The sequence below is a fragment of the Micromonospora sp. NPDC047134 genome (assembly GCF_040643455.1).
Taxonomy (GTDB): Bacteria; Actinomycetota; Actinomycetes; order Mycobacteriales; family Micromonosporaceae; genus Micromonospora.
This window is the reverse complement of the sequence record NZ_JBEYUI010000001.1, coordinates 461,893-478,260: the sequence shown is the minus strand read 5'-3', so window position 1 is coordinate 478,260 and position 16,368 is coordinate 461,893. Positions and strand designations below refer to the sequence as shown.

The following is a 16,368-nucleotide window of genomic DNA, read 5'->3' as shown; positions in this document are numbered from 1 at the left end:
CAGCCAGCGGGTTCGGCCGACTGAGCCGAGATGCCTGTCAGGTCACCGTTGCGGTCGGTCGCGCTTCGGGCTGGCGGCGGCTCATGGCGGCTACGACCAGGATCGCAAGTCCCATGGCCAGTGCTCCGTGCAATTGTTGGGCGCTGTGATCGAGAAACAGCCAGAAGTAGGCCGGGGGGTCAGCCGGTTGGGGTTCAGGTCCGGGGAAGGTCAAGTCGGCCAGCGTTCCGTACAGGCCGATGGTGGGTTCGGCAGCGAGCCACAGCGCGGTGAGGCCGAGAGCGACGACGGTCAGCCGGCGAGGCATGTTCGGCGTCGCAGGCGATACCCTGCCCAGCCGGTGAGGAGCCAGCCGGTGACGGCGCCGACGAGTCCGCCCAGCATGATCGCCACCGGTTCCCAGCGCGGCCCGGTGACCCCAAGGTGAGTCGCCAGAGTCGTACCCGCCGCATCGGGCGTCAGAATAGTGACGGCGGATACGGTGACGACGGCGCCATCCTTGGTCGCGTAGAACTCTTCAGAGGCCGCCTCCAACTGCCTGCCACCTCGGATGACCGGGGCTCCGGAATACATCTCGCTGCCGCCGGGGGTCCAGCCCTCGGCCTGCAGGCGGGCCTTCGCTGCTTCGAGCGTCCAATCTGATGACTGCTCGTCGGCGACGGTGACACCATTGCGTTGGGGATTTCCCATCCAGTCATCACGACTGAGTTCAGGTGCCCGCAATGGGACACCCGCAGGTCGGCAGGCCAGAATCTGGTGCCAGTGGTGCTCGGTGCCAGCCGGAGGGTCATGTCGAGCTTGACCCTCGCCATACGGGGCCAGATCCACTGCGCCGCATCAGATCTGCTGATCCCCAGCGTCGACTCCGCTGTGCCAGGACGACACCCCTGCAGATGTTCGAGTTCACCACGATCGGCCGGTCGGTGGCGCTGCGCTGCCTGGACCAGGCCAACTCCGGCGACGTCTACTGCGTCCCCGGCGACCAACCGTAGCTGCCCGGCGGCGGTCGACCTGACCGCCCTGGGCGGGGACGACGAAATGCCGACTGTGACCAGCCGAGCTGGCTGGAGGCCGGGTCGGGCTGGTTCGGCGGCTGCTACGACGGCACCCTGTCGGTGTCGGGCCATAGCATGAGCCGATGCTGTCCCAGATCAACGGACTGTCGCGACATTTCACTGAGGAGACCCTGCGGGCCTACCTGCTGAGTCGCTCCACGCGTGCCGACAACGGATGCCTCGTCGTGCGTGGCTATGGCCCTCAGCGCGGCGTGTATCAGAAACTGGCCGGTCGGGCCTGGGCGCACATCGCCGCATACGTGGTCTTCGTCGGTGGCTACGACCCCACCTTTGAGGTCCACCACGACTGCGGCACCCCGGACTGCATCGAGCCCAGCCATCTGCGTCAGCTCAGCCACGCCGACAACTGCCGGGAACGTACCCAACGTCCGCAGTGCCGCAACGGCCACGACCGGGAAACCGATCCCGTGACGGGCCGGCTGCGGCGGGCCTGTCGAGCCTGCAACCGACAGGCACAGCAGCGGTGGCGCGAGCGCCAAGCCGCAACGGTCGCCGACGCCCGCGCCGCGTACGGACGCCAGCCGTCCTGATTGCCCGGGCAAGTTGCCATGGTCTCGTCGGGCCACCTGGGCTCGGCGTCGATCTTTGCCTGACACGAGTCGCAGGGCGCCCAGGCGCAAAGCAGGATCATGGTGTCGGTGCTCGTGGTGACGTTCGGGGTCGCCCAGCTGCCCGAGTCACCGAAGAGGAACTCGCCACCATGGCATCGTGGGCGGCTGGTGATTCCGGGTAGCCGGATGTCTCAACCGGGCCACAGCCGCAACCCGACCAGGACGACGCCTTGGGACAGCAGCACGCTTACACCAGCCCAACTGATTACGCATAATAACAGTCATTATGATGCGTGCCCGATATGCCCGCTTTGTGGCGGTGAATTTCTGGATTGCTGAGCAAAATAATCCAGTAATTCAGGCGGGTGGGGTAACCGGCAGTCGCTCGGTCGTTCCTGGATCTCGGTCACGTGGGGGACGCGGCGTCAGCGCCCCGGGGCGTCGACGGTGATGCTCGTGGATCAGCCGGAGTGACGCGGCTGGTGAAGGGTGCGTCCGGGCCGCATGGGCCGGGAAGTCGGTCGTCCGTCGCTGACGATCGGCTATATCCATGTGCGCGTGTCCCTTCATCACGGCTACGAAGTAGGCATGATGAAGGAGGTGACCATTCCCCTGCTGCCCTGCGCGTCGATCGACGACGTCGTCGCCTTCTAGGCCCGGCGCTTGGGTAGCTGTCCCAGCCCGCCAAATCTTTGATCTTGACAGGCGGCTCGTTCAGGCTGCCTGGTCACGCGCGGCGCTGATGCGGAACGGGTGGGTGTACTCGGCGCTGCAGCCGGTGCACCAGGCTCGAAACAGCAGGCTGGTCGCGGTGTCGACGGGACTCGGTGTCACCTCGTAGCGGGTGTCTTCGATCAGGGTGTAGAGGTGCCGCCAGCGGATCGGGCAGAGGCAGGCGGTCCCAGCCGAGTTCGCCACCGAGGCCGGCATGACCGTCATCGCCTCCCGGGTCGACATCGTCGCGCGGTGGGGCGACGGGCCGCTCACCGAGCAGTGGTGCCAGACCGTGGCGGACGAACTGGCCCGGCAGGCCACTGGAGCATGAGCATCATCCCCCCGCCCGCCGACGGCGACTTGCTCGCGCCCACCCCGCTCGCCGGCGTGCTCGTCGGCTACGGCCGGGCTCCACCCGGGAGCAGAACCTCGCCCGCCAGCCGGCCGCGCTCACCGCGCGGCCGGCTGCGGCAAGTGCTTCTTCGGCAGGGCCAGCGGAAAGAACGCCGACCGGCCCGGCCTGCACGACGCGTTCGAGTACCTACGCCCCGGCGACGCGCTCACCGTAGTGTCCCTGGACCGGCTCGGCCGCTCCCTGGAAGACCTCATCACCATCGTCGGCAGGCTCAAGCGTCGCGGGGTCGGGTTCCAGTCCCTGCACGAGAAGCTGGACACCACCACCACCGCCGGGGGGATGTTCGTCTTCCACGTCTTCGCCGCCCTGGCCGAGTTCATCCGCACCATCATCGTGGCCAACACCAACGAGGGCCTGGCCGCCGCCCGCGCCCGAGGACAACGCCTCGGCCGCCCACCGGCGATGACCCCGGAGAAGGTCGCCTACGCGCTCCAGCTCCTCGCCGAGCCGGACCGGTCGATGTCGTCGATCGCCAAACTGCTCGGTATCTCCCGCAGCACCCTCTACAAGGCCCTGCCCGAACTCGTGCCACCGCAGCTCGCCCGGGAACGCCTGACGGCGCAGATCGCCGCCCTGCCCGCCGACGTCCGCCCTGGGCCGCCGACGATCCACCAGTACGACGCCCTGCTCAGCGGCACGCCGGCCGCGTCGTGACCACCGAACCGGGTGAGGTCGAGCCGACCGGCTGGCGGCTCGCGCGAGAGCTGGCCGTCTACGACGGGACCATGGAACGCGTCTCCGTCGACGAACGCGCCGCCACCCGCGCCATCACCATCGCCGAGCACCGCGAATGGCCCGACCGGCTCGACTGGGACGAAGGCCCCGACGCCCTGCGCTACCCCGACCTCTACACCCCCGCCGAGCCTGACGACCAAGACGACGAGGAAGACGACCTCGAACCCCTCGACCTCCACGAGCGCGACACCATCGGCTGACAAACACACCGGAACGGCCCGAGAGCAGCACTTCGCTCTCGGGCCGTTCCACGTCCCCGCCCCCGACATCCAGATCAAAGATTTGGCGGGCTGGGGCAGCTACCCAAGCGCCGGGCCTTCTACGCGGTGCTCGGTTTCCACACCACGTACCAGCAGCGCAAAGCCCACCCGGCCGTGGGGTTACAACGTGAAGATCTGAATCTGCAGTTCTTCGAGATCGCGGGGTTCGATCCGGCGCAGTCCTACGGTTCGTGCATCGTGCTGACCTCCGACACGGGACAGCTGTACCGGGCTTTCGCGGCGGGCATGCGCGCCGCGTACGGCAAGGTGTTGGTTCCGGGACGCCGCGGATGACCCGGCCCCGGGCGCGGAAGAACGCCGACGGGCTGAGCGGCTTCAGCGTCATCGATCCAGGCGGCAACTGGATCCGCTTCTTCCAGAACACCCCGGCCTCCCCCGCGCCGGCGCCGACCGGGCGGCTGGGCAAGGCGATGGCGAACGCCGTCGTGCAGGCCGACTCCAGAGGAGACGCCCGACAGGCGGCCCGGATTCTCGACAGCGCATTGGCCCATCCCGAGCCGGATGACGACCCGGTCGCGTTGGTGGAGGCGCTCGTCTACCGCGCTGAGGTGGCGATGGTCCTGAACGATCCGACCACGGCGGCCGAGATGCTGGCCCGCGTCGACCGTGTCGCTCTGAGCGCGGACGAAGCCACCCGGGCCGCTGCCGCCTATGAGGCCGCTACCGACCTTGCGGCAGCCCTGTCCGGGCCGACAGCGGTGACCACCTCGGCTGAAGTCGGTGCACCTGGTCGATGACGGCCGCCAGGAGGGTGGTGAGGGCCGGCGGGGGTGGGGTGTCGCGGGTGACGGCGACCAGCCGCCGGTTCAGGGTGGTCTCGGCGATGTCCCGGATGGCCAGGGTGGGGTCGCCGTCGGGCAGGGTGAGGGCCGGCATCAGCGAGACCACCCCGGCGGTACGGACAAGTTCCAGTTGCACGTCGGCGTCGCTGGCGCGATGCCGCAGGTCGGGTTCGTAACCACCCAGGGCGCGGCAGGTGCCGACGACCATGGCGTGGTGACCGGTGCCCTCGGCCGAGGCGGTCCAGATGGCGGTGCGTAGCTCGGCCACCGCTACGGGACCCTCGGGGCGGGCGAGCGGGTGGTCGGCCGGCAGCACGATCTTCAGGGGTTCCTCCAGCAGGAGGGTGAAACGCAGTCCGGCCGGGCGGGGGCGGGGATGGCCGTCGTACTCGTCCCCGATGACCAGATCCACCGCCCCCAGCCGCAGACCGGGCAGCGACTGTTCCAGTTCCAGCTCGAAGATCTCCACCCGGATCTGCGGATGGTCGGCCCGCAGGCGTACCAGGGCAGGCACCAGCAGGCGCCGGGCCGCCGACTGCAGGCCGCCGGCGCGTACGGTGCCCCGGACCTGGTCGCCCAGGGCCGCCAGGTCGGCCGCCGCCGCCTCGGCCGCCGACAGCAGCACCCGGGCGTGCTGCACCAGCAGTCGCCCGGCGTCGGTGAGCCGTACCCCCCGCCCGGCCCGGGCTAGCAACCGGGCGCCGACCTCCTTCTCCAGCAGGGTCAGCTGCTGGGACACCGTGGAGGGGCTGTAGCCCAGGGCGGCGGCGACGGCGGCCAGGGTGCCGCGCTCCTCGAACTCCCGCAGGAACCGCAGCCGACGAAGATCCATTTCGATCATGCGGGAATCCTAATGATTCAGCTACGGGAATCATCACTGGACCTGAGGGGTCAGTCTCAAGATCATTAGCAGCCATGGGTGCAGCACTGTGTCTTCTCTCCGCGGCCTGCTTCGGCGCGATGGCGATCTTCGGGAAGCTTGCGTACGACGCCGGGGTGTCACCGGCCGCGTTGCTGCTGGTGCGCTTCAGCCTGGCCGCCGTCCTGCTGGGGATGATGCTGCTGGTGCGGCCGGGCCTACGCCGTCGGGGACCGGACCTGCGCGGCGGCGACAGGCCCGTCCGGCCGATGACCCGGGGGCGGGTGCTGGCCATCGCGGTGGGCCTGGGTGCCATCGGGTACGCCACCCAGGCCAGCCTGTTCTTCTCCGCGTTGGAACTGATGGACGCGTCCCTGCTGGCCCTGATCCTCTACACCTACCCGGTGATGGTGACCGTGGCGGCGGTGTCCCTCGGTCGTGACCGGCTGACCCCCACCCGCGGTGTCGCCCTGGCCGCCGCCACGGTCGGCACCCTGCTGGTCCTGCTCGGTGCCGGTGGGGTGAGCTTCCACCCCCTCGGGGCCCTGCTGGCCTTCGCCTCCGCGATCACCTACACCGGCTACATCCTCGTCGCCGACACCGTGGTGCACCGGCTGGCCCCGGTGGTGCTGTCGGTGTTGGTGATGACCGGCGCCGCCGGCACCCTGGGGGTGCGGGCCCTGCTCACCGGCGGGGTCGACCTCGACCTCGGTGCGTCGGGATGGGTCTGGCTGGCCTGCATCGCCGTGCTCTCCACCGTCGTGGCGATGCTGACCTTCTTCGCCGGGCTCGAACGCACCGGCCCGTCGACCGCGGCGATCCTGTCCACCTTCGAACCCGTGGTCACCGCCGCCCTGGCAACCCTGATCCTGGGTGAGTCGCTGACCCCGGTCCAGCTCCTCGGTGGCACCCTGGTGCTGTCCAGCGTCGCCGTCCTGCAACTGCGCCGCACCCGCCGATCCGACCCTGACCCCGATCGCGCCGAGCCCGAGTTCCACCCCGGGCGGGAGCGGGCAGTGGCGACCCACAACTCCTAGGGCAGGACGCTCACGTGCCCGCGCGACCGCGACGCCACCAGCCACGCCGGGGCGGCTGGGCAGCCGTCGGGGTGGGCCCGGCGGCTGCCCGATCGACCTGCCAGCGGCGTACCACCTCGTCGGCGTCGACCGGACGCAGCACGACCCGCGGCCCGGTGGGGTTGCGCAGCCACGCCAGGATCTCGGCGTTCAGGTCGGCGACACAGGTCCGTACGGACTGCTCGGTGGGCAGGTCACGCACCTCGTCGGGGAGTTGTTCGATGCGGCGGCGCAGCAGCAGCGGGGTGGGCAGCAGCAGGTCGGTCGGCAGCTGCTCGCGCTCCAGGAAGCTCTTGAGCCACCAGGACTCGTCGTAGGGCAGACCCCGCCCGGGGATCGGCTTGCCCGCACCGGGCAGGTTGTCGAACTCGCCCCGTTCCTGGGCCGAGCGGATCTGCGCCTCGACCGAGGCCTGCCAGCCGTCCATCCCCGCCACCTCCTCCACCCACGGTAACGCGACCCCGACCACGGGTACCGGGTCCGGCGGCGGGACGCATTAGGCTCCGGGCAGGACTGGGAACGGGGAACGGTGATGGTAAGCACGACGGGGATCATCGGCATCGCGCTCATCGCTCTGGGGTTGGTGCTCACCCCCGGGCCGAACATGGTCTACCTGGTGTCCCGGTCGGTGACCCAGGGGCGACGCGCCGGGCTGGTGTCACTGCTCGGAGTGGCCGCCGGGTTCGCGGTCTACCTGGCCGCCGCGGTGGCCGGCATCGCCACCGTGTTCGTGCTGGTGCCGGCGCTGTACACGACGGTTAAGCTGGCCGGGGCGGCCTACCTGTTGTGGCTGGCGTGGCAGGCGATGCGTCCGGGTGGGCACTCACCCTTCACCCCGGCTCCGCTGCCGGCGGACCCGAACCGTCGGCTGTTCACCATGGGACTGGTCACCAACCTGCTCAACCCCAAGATCGCCATCCTGTACGTGTCGTTGCTGCCCCAGTTCATCGACCCCGCTCGGGGCAGCGTGGCGGTGCAGAGTCTGCTGCTGGGGTCCACCCAGATCGCGGTGGCGTTGACCGTGAACGCGATGATCGTGCTCACCGCCGGTGGCCTGGCCGGTTTCCTGGCCCGGCGACCGGTGTGGCTGCGGGTGCAGCGACTGCTGACCGGGACGGTGCTGGCGGCGTTGGCCGTACGCATCGCCGCCGACCGTTCTCGCGCCGCGGTCGCGGTCCCCTGACCCTGCCGGGGGTCAGTGCTCGCGCAGTACGGCCACACCACCCGGTGGCAACCGCACCGCCTCGTCGACCCCGGTGGCGGTGAGCAGGTCGGTGCCGCGGGCCGGCACCTGCTGCGGCAGATCGGTGTGGTTGAACAGGAACAGCCAACTTCCGTGCTCGCCGCGCCGCCGGACCGCCTCGACCCCTGCCGGTGCGCCCGGGCAGACCGGGGTGACACCGGCGCTCCGGGCCACCTCGTCCAGCAGCCGCCGGTAGGTGTCCTCGTCCGGTCGGGTGGAGAGGTACCAGGCGGTGCCCGCCTCGGCCCGGTGCCGGGTGACGGCCGGTCGGCCGTCGAGCACCCCGTCGGCGTACGCATCGATCACCTCCGCGCCGGTCAGCCGCAGCGACTCCGCCCAGATCCGCCCGCTCCCCCCGCCGCGCAGCCGTACCTGGTCCTGCTCGGCCAGCGGGTGGAACTCCTCGACCCACATCCCGAGCAGGTCACGCAGTGCGCCCGGGTAGCCGCCGAGGCGCACCCGGGCGTGTTCGTCGGCTACCCCGCTGAGGTAGGTGGCCAGCAGGTGCCCCCCGGCGGCGACATACTCGCGGACCCACTGTGCGGTGGCGTCGTCGACCAGGTACAGGGCGGGCAGGATCAGCAGCCGGTAGCCGTCGAGGGGGTCGCCGGGCGGCAGGATGTCGCAGCCGTACCCGGCGTGCCAGAGGGCCCGGTGCACGGCGGCGGTCTCCTGCTGGTGGTCGAGCCGGGGTGAGGGCAGGCCGGGGTGGTGCAGCGCCCATCCGCTGGCGGCGTCCACCACCAGCGCCACGCTGGCCTCGACTTTCCCCTCGACCTCGCCGAGTTGTTGCAGGGCGGCGCCGAGTGCCCTCGCCTCCCGGAAGACCCGGCTGTCCGGGCCGACATGGGGCACCAACGCGGAGTGGAAACGTTCCGCGCCGCCGGTGGGGGCCCGCCACTGGAAGAACATCGCCCCCCGCGAGCCTCGGGCGACATGGGCCAGGCTGTGCCGCAACATCCGGCCGGGTTCTCTGGTGTGCATCCGCCCGGGGGTCTGAATGTGACCGGGGGCGCTCTCCATCAACAGCCAGGCCCCGGCGGGGGCCCGGCCGCCGTGCCGGGCCCAGCCCCGGGCCAGGTCACCGACCAGGGCGGTCTGTTCCTCCGCGCCGATGTCGACCGCCGAGGGGTAGTGGTCGACCGATACCAGGTCCACCTCGCCGGCCCACCGGGCGTGGTCGACCGGCACCCAGTCGCCGAGCACGTAGTTGGTGGTGATCGGCAGGGCCGGGTTGGCGGCGCGCAGCAGGTCCCGCTGCTCCCGGTAGGCGGCCAGCAGGGTGTCCGACCAGAAGCGGCGGAAGTCGAGCAGGTGACCGGGGTTGGCCAGGTACTGGGTGGCGCGGGGGGTGCTGATCTGCGCCCAGTCGCTGTAGTGCTGGCTCCAGAAGCTGGTGCACCAGGCCTCGTTGAGGGCGGTCAGATCACCGTGGCGGTCGGCCAGCCAGCGGCGGAACGCCTGGGCGGTGTGTTCGCAGTGGCAGATGGTGCCGTACTCGTTGTGCACGTGCCACAGGGCCAGGGCCGGATGGTGGGCGTACCGGTCGGCCAGGGCGCCGGCGATGCGGAGCGCGGCGGCGCGGTAGGCCGGTGCGGCGGCGCAGTAGGTGTCCCGGCTGCCGTGGTGCAGGCGTACCCCCTCGGCGGTGACCGGCAGGGCTCCCGGGTGGGCCACGGAGAACCAGGGCGGCGGGGAGGCGGTCGGGGTGGCCAGCGCTACCCGGATGCCGCCGGCGTGCAGCAGGTCGAGCACCTGGTCCAGCCAGTCGAAGGTGTACCGGCCGGGGGCCGGTTCCAGGCGGGACCAGGCGAACACCCCGACGGTGACCAGGTTGACCCGGGCCTGGCGCATCAGGGCGATGTCCTCGGCCCACACCGACGGCGGCCACTGTTCCGGGTTGTAGTCGCCGCCGAAGCAGAGCCGACCGTCGTCGAACATGCCACCACCGTCCACTTAGTTTGCGGCCCGTCCAAACTAGGGAGCGGATTTGCCCATGTCAAACACGACCGATACTTCCGGGACCGGCTATGTCGTTGACAGTTCGTTGGAAAGTTAAAGAAACTGTCGACACCCCTGAGCTGTCGTTCGAGGAGCCGCCGATGCCGTACCCGCCACCAGTGCCCGCACCCCGCCAGGCCGAGCCGCAGGGGGCCGCCCACCGGGCCCGGCGAGGAGTTTGCGGCGACCGGCGCCACGACTAGCATTAGTTGGGTTTCCAATCGAATAGACCGATCGACGACGATCCGTCCCAGGACAGGCAAGAGTCAGCGCGGCCGGTGGCGTGCCCGGCCCCGCCAGGCGGTACGCGATGATGAACGCACGCCGCGACACCGGCGCAGAGAGCGGGCAGATCGTGATCAGCATCCACAGCGAGCCGCAGCCGACCGACCTCGGTGACGTGCGGGTCGCCAACCGGGCGGTCGTGCTGCGACACGTCCGTCTGCACGCCCCCTGTTCCCGAGCCGACATCGCCGCGCGTACCGGGCTGAACAAGGCCACCGTCTCCAGCCTGGTCGCCGAACTGATCGACCAGCGGCTGCTACGCGAGATCGGGCTGACCGAGAACCGGGTCGGCCGCCCCGCGACCATGCTGGTGCTCGACGGCGAACCGTACGCCGCCCTGGGCCTGCAGATCGGCGCCGACGAACTCGTCGCGGTCGCCATCGACCTGGCCGGCAGCCGCCTGCTGACCTGGCGGCGGGCCTTCACCCCCGGCACGGTCCCCCCCGCCGAGACCCTGCGCGCGCTGGCCGCCCTGGCCCGCCGCGCGATCGGGCGGGTCTCCGCCCAGGGCCGTACCGTGCTGGGCCTCACCGTCGGGGTGCCCGGACTGGTCGACCCGGCCGGCACGGTGCCGGCGGCCACCGCGCTGGGCTGGCAGGAGGTCCCGGTCGCGGCCGACCTGCGCGCCGCCCTGCGGGAACCGGCCTTCACCATCGGTGTCGACACCGTGGCCAACCTGGCCGCCCTGGCCGAACAGCGGCACGGCGGTCACGCCGGCACCGCCGACCTGGTGCACCTGACCGGCGGCCTCGCCGTCGGCGCCGGCATCATCGCCGACGGCCGGCTGCTGCGCGGCGGGCGGGGTTTCGCCGGCGAGATCGGCCATCTGTGCCTGGACCCCGCCGGCCCGCCGTGTTCCTGCGGCAACCGGGGCTGCCTGACCGCCCTGGTCGGCCTGCCCGCGGTGGTACGCCGACTGCTGCCCGACGTCGAGGCCGACGGCCCGGTCACCGACTACCTGCCGGAGGTGCAGCGGATCGTGGCGCTGGCCCGGCAGGAGGATCCCGCCGTACTCAGCGGGCTGGCCGAGATCGGCCGACACCTGGGGCGGGGGGTGGCCGTCCTGGTGGACCTGCTCAACCCGGAGGCGGTGGTGGTCGGTGACCACCTAGCCACCCTGGCCCCCTGGCTGCTGCCGGCGGCCCGGTCCGGGCTGGCCGCCCGCGCGCACGCCCCCGGCGCCGGTGGCTGCCGGCTGGACGCCTCCACCCTGGACACCGCGGCGGCGCTGGGTGGCGCCACCGCCGCCCTGGCCGGGGTCGAAGCCGGACGCCTGCCGGCCCGCTGACCCCACCACGGTCGAGTCTTGACCGGACCCGTCCCGGGTGCCAACCTCGAAGCGAGCCGCTCCGCTCGGGCACCCGGGGCGGCTTGCTTTCCACGGTTTGTCGAAGCGCTTCACCAGCGTCCGGGCCGACGACCGTCATCCCACCCTGACCTGCGATGCCGCTCGGCCGACGGTCGTCGAAGCGCTTCGACCCTCGGCGTGCCGGGCACTGGAAGGCGAACCACCATGACCGACCGCAGCACGCCCTCCCCCCAGACACGCGTCGACGACCTGGTCGCCCAGCTGACCCTGCCGGAGAAGATCGGTCTGCTGCACCAGTGGCAGGCGCCGGTGCCCCGGCTCGGCCTGCCCGGCTTCCGTACCGGCACCGAGGCGCTGCACGGTGTCGCCTGGCTGGGAACGGCCACCGTCTTCCCCCAGGTGATCGGCCTGGCCAGCACCTGGAACCCCGAGCTGATGCGGGCCGTCGGGGTCGCCATCGGCGAGGAGGTACGCGCCAAACACCACGCCGACCCGCACCGGGTCGGCCTCAACGTGTGGGCGCCGGTGGTCAATCCGCTGCGGGACCCCCGCTGGGGACGCAACGAGGAGGGCTGGTCGGAGGATCCGTGGCTGACCGGCACCCTGGCCACCGCATACGCCCAGGGGCTGCGCGGTGACCACCCGCAGCGGCTACGCACCGCCCCCACGGTCAAACACTTCCTGGCCTACAACAACGAGACCGACCGGGCCACCACCTCCAGCGACCTGCCGCCCCGGGTGCTGCACGAGTACGAACTACCGGCCTTCCGCGCCCCCATCGCCGCCGGGGCCGCGGTCGCCGCGATGGCCTCCTACAACCTGGTCGACGGGGTGCCGGCACACCTGAGCCCCCTGATCGAGACCGAGCTGCGCCGGTGGGCGCCCGGGGAGGTGCTGGTCGTCGGCGACGCGGGAGCGGTCAGCAACCTGGCCGGGGTGCAGGGCCACCTGCCCGACCACGTCAACGGCTTCGCCGCCGCCCTGCGCGCCGGCATCGACAGCTTCACCGAGGACGACACCGACAGCGAACCCACCCAGGCCCGCCTGACCGAGGCCCTGCGGCAGGGACTGATCAGTGCGGCGGAGGTGGACCGGGCGGTACGACGCATCCTCACCCTGCGCTGGCGGCTGGGTGACCTGGACCCCCCGCAGCACGACCCGTACGCCACGACCACCACCGAGGTGATCGACTGCCCGGCGCACCGCCGACTGGCCCGGGAGACCGCCCGCCAGGGCGTGGTGCTGCTGCGCAACGAAGGGCTGCTGCCCCTGGCCGCACCACCACGCATCGCCGTGCTCGGCCCCCTGGCCGACACCGTCCACGCCGACTGGTACAGCGGCACCCTGCCGTACGGGGTGACCCTGCGCGAGGCCCTGGCCGCCCGCACGCCGCAGGTCACCACCCATCCGGGCACCGACCGGATCGCCCTGCGGGTGGCCGCCCAGGGCTACGTGGGCTGCCCGGAGGACCCCGCCGGTGGCCCGCTGACCCTCGGGACCGAACCCACCTGGTTCGACGTGTTCGACTGGGGCCGGGACACGGTGGCCCTGCGGGCCGTCGGCAACGGCCGCCATGTCGGCGCCGACGACGAAGGGGTGCTGGTCAACGACCGCCCCGGGCCCGGTGGCTGGGTGGTGCGGGAGACCTTCCAGTTCGACCCGCTGCCCGACGGCACGGTGCTGCTGCGGCACCTGGCCACCGACCGGTACGTCACCCTCGACACCGAGGGACGGCTACGGGTCGACGGTCACGGCCCGCAGGCCGGCACCGCCTTCGGCATCGAACTCGGCGTCGACGGGGCGGCCGAGGCCGCCGCCCTGGCCGCCGCCGCCGACGTGGCCGTGGTGGCGCTGGGCAACCACCCGATGGTCAACGGGCGGGAGACCGAGGACCGGGTGGACCTGGCCCTGCCGGCCCGGCAGGAGGCGATGCTGCGCGCCGTGTACGCCGCCAACCCGCGTACCGTGCTGGTACTGACCAGCAGCTACCCGTACGCGATCGGCTGGGCCCAACAGCACCTGCCGGCGGTGATCTGGTCGGCGCACGGCGGGCAGGAACACGGCAACGCCCTGGCCGAGGTGCTGCTCGGCGACGCCGACCCGGGAGGCCGGCTGACCCAGACCTGGTACGCCGACACCGCCGAGCTTCCCGACCTGCTCGACTACGACGTGATCGGCGCCGACTTCACCTACCTGTACTACCGGGGTGAGCCGCTGTACCCCTTCGGACACGGCCTGTCCTACACCCGCTTCGACTACACCAACCTGCGGCTGAACGCCACGACCGTGCCGGTCGGCACGGACATCGAGGTGCGGGTGGACATCACCAACAGCGGCGAGCGGGCCGGGGAGGAGGTGGTGCAGCTCTACACCCGGCAGCGCCGCTCCCGGGTCAAGCAGCCGCTGCGGCAGCTACGGGACTTCACCCGGGTCACCCTGGCCCCCGGGGAGTGCGCGACGGTCACCCTGCGGCTGCGCAGCGCCGAGCTGGGCTGGTGGGACGCCGAACAGGGCCGCCAGGTGGTGGAGGACGCCACCCACACCGTCCTGGTCGGACGCTCCGCCACCGATGTGCGGCTCACCGGAATCGTGGCCGTACGCGGTGAGGCCCTGTCGTCGTCCTCGCGGCTGCCCAGCACGAGCGGGGCCCGGTGAGCGGGCGCGGACGGATCGCCTCCGGGCAGCCGACCATCGCCGACGTGGCCCGGCACGCCGGGGTGGCGGTCAGCACGGTGTCGTACGTGCTCAGCGGCAAACGGGCCATCTCCGAGGTGACCCGCAGCCGGGTGCTGGCCAGCATCCGGGTGCTCGGCTACCACCCCAACGCCGGGGCCCGGGCCCTGGCCAGCCGCCGGGCCAACGTGATCGCGCTGGTGCTGCCGCTGCGCTCCGGCATCCAGGTGCCGGTGGTGATGCAGTTCGCCACCGCGGTGGTGACCTCGGCCCGCCGCCACGACCACGACGTGCTGCTGCTCACCTCCGACGAGGGCCCGGAGGGGCTGCGCCGCATCGCCGCCGGCGCCCTGGTCGACGGGGTGCTGGTGATGGATGTGGAGCTGCACGACGTGCGGGTGCCGCTGCTGCGGCAGTTGGGGCGCCCCAGCGTCCTGATCGGCCTGCCCGCCGACACCTGCGAGTTGACCTGTGTGGACCTGGACTTCCACCGGGCGGGGCAGCTGTGCGTGGAGCACCTGGCGGGGCTCGGTCACCGGCGGATCGCCCTGCTCGGTGCCCCGGCCGCCGTCTACGACCGGGGCACCGGGTTCGCCCACCGCACCCGGGCCGGGGTGATCGAGGCGGCGGCCCGCCACGGGGTGGAGGCGGTGACCCTGCCCTGCGAGGAGAACGCCGCCGACGTCCACCACCGGGTGGTCGGGTTGTTCGCCCGCCACCCGGACATCTCCGCGTTGATCGTGCAGAACGAGGCCGCGGTCGGGCCGATGCAGGCGGCCCTGGCCGCCCTGGGACGCCGGGTGCCCGAGGAGGTGTCCGTGGTGGCGGTCTGCCCGGAGCAGTTCGCCGAACACGCCAGCCCCCGGCTGACCTGTGTGCCGGTGCCCGCGGAGGAGATCGGCCGGCAGGCGGTGTCCCTGGTGATGGGCAAACTGCGCGACGAGCCCGTACCGGAGGTCACCCTGCTGCCGCCCCGGCTGACCGTACGCGACAGCACCGCCCGGGCGGGCCACTAGACTGCCCGTTCGATGGACGCCGAGCCCGCCACCGACACCCGCCCCTGCGCCCACTGCGGTGCCGACGTGCCGCAGCGGGCCGGCGCCGGACGGCCCTTCCGCTACTGCCGGGACAACGACGGCGCCTGCCAGCGGGCCTCCCGCAACAGCCGGATGCGCCACCGCAACGCCCCCGGTCTGCCCGGTCAGGTGGCCCGCACCTGGGAGGCGGTGGACCGCCTCGACCAGATCGTGCAGACCCTGACCGAGGCCCTGCACGCCGAGTTGTCCCCCGCCGGGGTGGAACGGCAACTGGCCCAGGTCCGGGCGGATGCCGCCGCCGCGGTCGCGGCCGCGCAGACCGAACGGGACGAGGCGATCCGGGCGGCCGAGGACGCCGCCGCCCGGGCCGAGCGGGACCGGCGGCAGGCCCAGGCCGCCACCGCCGACCGAAACACCGCCCGCGCCGAGGCCGACCAGGCCGTGCAGCGGGCGGAGGACGCCGACGCGCGGGCCGCGCAGGCGCAGGCCGACCGGGACACCGCCCGCCGGGCTGCGGTCGCCGCCGAGGCCCTGCGGACTCAGGCCGAGACCGACCGGGACTCCGCCCGCACCCAGGTGGCGGCTCTGCGGGCGGAGTTGGACGCCGAGCGGGCTCGCAGCGCCGCCCTGGTCGCCGAACGGGACAGCGCCCGGGCCGAGGCCCACCGGGCGGAGACCTCCGCCGCCGAGGCCACCGCCCGGGTCGAGGCGCTGCGCGCCGAGGTGGAACAGTCCCGGGCGAAGGCGCAGCAGGCCCAGGCCGACCTGGCCCAGTTGCGTACCGAGGCCGAGGATCTGGCCGCGCGGTTGACCGCGGTTCGCGCCGACCTCGATCAGGCGCAGCAGGCCCGGGCCCAGGCCGAGGCGGACCGGCAGCGGGCGCAGGCCACCGCCCGGCAGGTCGGTCTGGATCTGGCGGCCGCCCTGGCCGACACGAATTCGTTGCGCTCCGACCTGGCCGCCGCGGTGGCCCGGGTGGAGGCCCTGCGCGCCGAGGTGGCCGCCGGGCAGCAGGCGGCGGCGGAGGCCGACGGTCGGGCGGTGCGGCAGGCGCAGTTGTTGCGGACGGTCGAGGCGGACCGGGACGAGGCCCGCCAGCGGGTCGCCCAACTGGCCGGTCAGGTAGCCGAGTTGGCCACCGCCCTGACCCGCAACGTCTCCGCAGGCTGACCGGTTCTTCCGGTGGCGAGGCGTGCCGTCGCCTCGGTGGCGGGTCGGGCTACCATTTGCGCTGACGGCGGCGTCCGCCGCCACGACCCGGCCGGGGCGGACCCCGCCGGGCGGCTGCTGTGGCCGGTTACCCTTGACTGCGCACCCGCGGGTAGCGGGCC

Annotated in this window: 16 protein-coding genes and 1 pseudogene; 11 read left to right on the top strand and 6 right to left on the bottom strand. The window is 72.3% G+C overall.

All coding sequences use genetic code 11. The features are described from left to right. Positions 1-37: 37 nt before the first annotated feature. Positions 38-307: a hypothetical protein gene (locus ABZ795_RS02045; protein ID WP_357528081.1), complete on the bottom strand. Its 270-nt coding sequence runs from the start codon at positions 305-307 to the stop codon at positions 38-40. Continuing rightward, the gene (locus ABZ795_RS02040) at positions 292-690 is read right to left on the bottom strand and encodes a LapA family protein (RefSeq protein ID WP_357528079.1); all 399 of its coding nucleotides are present in this window, start codon (positions 688-690) and stop codon (positions 292-294) included. The genes ABZ795_RS02045 and ABZ795_RS02040 overlap by 16 nt, the downstream gene beginning before the upstream one ends. Before the next feature lie 448 nt (positions 691-1,138). Between ABZ795_RS02040 and ABZ795_RS02035 the strand changes: the two genes are divergently transcribed. Further along, complete coding sequence (locus ABZ795_RS02035; RefSeq protein ID WP_357528077.1) at positions 1,139-1,606, top strand: HNH endonuclease; 468 nt, start codon at positions 1,139-1,141, stop codon at positions 1,604-1,606. Between the two features lie 525 nt (positions 1,607-2,131). Further along, a complete protein-coding gene (locus ABZ795_RS02030) occupies positions 2,132-2,281 on the top strand; it encodes a hypothetical protein (protein ID WP_357528075.1) in 150 nt (49 codons plus the stop codon). A gap of 60 nt (positions 2,282-2,341) precedes the next feature. On the opposite strand, the gene ABZ795_RS02025 is transcribed toward ABZ795_RS02030, so the two are convergent. Beyond that, positions 2,342-2,566 (bottom strand): hypothetical protein, encoded by a 225-nt coding sequence (locus ABZ795_RS02025; RefSeq protein WP_357528074.1) that lies wholly within the window; start codon positions 2,564-2,566, stop codon positions 2,342-2,344. A gap of 295 nt (positions 2,567-2,861) precedes the next feature. Here ABZ795_RS02025 and ABZ795_RS02020 point away from each other — a divergent pair, with 295 nt between their 5' ends. The 3 genes and pseudogenes from ABZ795_RS02020 to ABZ795_RS02010 all read left to right on the top strand — a co-directional run bounded on the left by ABZ795_RS02020 (position 2,862) and on the right by ABZ795_RS02010 (position 4,509). Beyond that, complete coding sequence (locus tag ABZ795_RS02020) at positions 2,862-3,410, top strand: recombinase family protein (protein ID WP_357528324.1); 549 nt, start codon at positions 2,862-2,864, stop codon at positions 3,408-3,410. After that, positions 3,407-3,691, top strand: a complete 285-nt coding sequence (locus ABZ795_RS02015; RefSeq protein WP_357528072.1) for a hypothetical protein — start codon at positions 3,407-3,409, stop codon at positions 3,689-3,691. The genes ABZ795_RS02020 and ABZ795_RS02015 overlap by 4 nt, the downstream gene beginning before the upstream one ends. Positions 3,692-3,781: 90 nt before the next feature. After that, a pseudogene (locus tag ABZ795_RS02010) lies at positions 3,782-4,509 on the top strand (VOC family protein). On the opposite strand, the gene ABZ795_RS02005 reads toward ABZ795_RS02010, so the two are convergent. Beyond that, complete coding sequence (locus ABZ795_RS02005; protein WP_357528070.1) at positions 4,433-5,395, bottom strand: LysR substrate-binding domain-containing protein; 963 nt, start codon at positions 5,393-5,395, stop codon at positions 4,433-4,435. The pseudogene ABZ795_RS02010 and the gene ABZ795_RS02005 overlap by 77 nt on opposite strands. Positions 5,396-5,469: 74 nt before the next feature. Between ABZ795_RS02005 and ABZ795_RS02000 the strand changes: the two genes are divergently transcribed. Next, a complete protein-coding gene (locus tag ABZ795_RS02000) occupies positions 5,470-6,450 on the top strand; it encodes a DMT family transporter (protein WP_357528068.1) in 981 nt (326 codons plus the stop codon). A gap of 10 nt (positions 6,451-6,460) precedes the next feature. Here the strand turns inward: ABZ795_RS02000 and ABZ795_RS01995 are convergent, their stop codons facing one another. Then, entirely contained in the window at positions 6,461-6,916 is a 456-nt protein-coding gene (locus ABZ795_RS01995; protein WP_357528066.1) for a DUF1992 domain-containing protein, read from the bottom strand. Positions 6,917-7,021: 105 nt separating this feature from the next. On the opposite strand from ABZ795_RS01995, the gene ABZ795_RS01990 reads away from it, so the two are divergent. Beyond that, positions 7,022-7,672, top strand: a complete 651-nt coding sequence (locus ABZ795_RS01990; protein ID WP_357528064.1) for a LysE family translocator — start codon at positions 7,022-7,024, stop codon at positions 7,670-7,672. Between the two features lie 12 nt (positions 7,673-7,684). Here ABZ795_RS01990 and ABZ795_RS01985 read toward each other — a convergent pair whose 3' ends face one another. Beyond that, on the bottom strand, positions 7,685-9,673 hold the full coding sequence (locus ABZ795_RS01985; RefSeq protein ID WP_357528062.1) for a beta-galactosidase: 1,989 nt from the start codon (positions 9,671-9,673) through the stop codon (positions 7,685-7,687). A 370-nt stretch (positions 9,674-10,043) separates the two neighbouring features. Here ABZ795_RS01985 and ABZ795_RS01980 point away from each other — a divergent pair, with 370 nt between their 5' ends. The 4 genes from ABZ795_RS01980 to ABZ795_RS01965 all read left to right on the top strand — a co-directional run bounded on the left by ABZ795_RS01980 (position 10,044) and on the right by ABZ795_RS01965 (position 16,207). Beyond that, complete coding sequence (locus tag ABZ795_RS01980; RefSeq protein ID WP_357528061.1) at positions 10,044-11,306, top strand: ROK family transcriptional regulator; 1,263 nt, start codon at positions 10,044-10,046, stop codon at positions 11,304-11,306. A gap of 225 nt (positions 11,307-11,531) precedes the next feature. Further along, positions 11,532-13,982, top strand: coding sequence for a glycoside hydrolase family 3 C-terminal domain-containing protein (locus ABZ795_RS01975; protein ID WP_357528058.1), 2,451 nt, complete (start codon positions 11,532-11,534; stop codon positions 13,980-13,982). Continuing rightward, complete coding sequence (locus tag ABZ795_RS01970) at positions 13,979-15,016, top strand: LacI family DNA-binding transcriptional regulator (RefSeq protein WP_357528057.1); 1,038 nt, start codon at positions 13,979-13,981, stop codon at positions 15,014-15,016. Before ABZ795_RS01975 ends, ABZ795_RS01970 begins: the two co-directional genes overlap by 4 nt. A 12-nt stretch (positions 15,017-15,028) precedes the next feature. Next, positions 15,029-16,207, top strand: coding sequence for a hypothetical protein (locus tag ABZ795_RS01965; RefSeq protein ID WP_357528055.1), 1,179 nt, complete (start codon positions 15,029-15,031; stop codon positions 16,205-16,207). Positions 16,208-16,368: the final 161 nt, after the last annotated feature.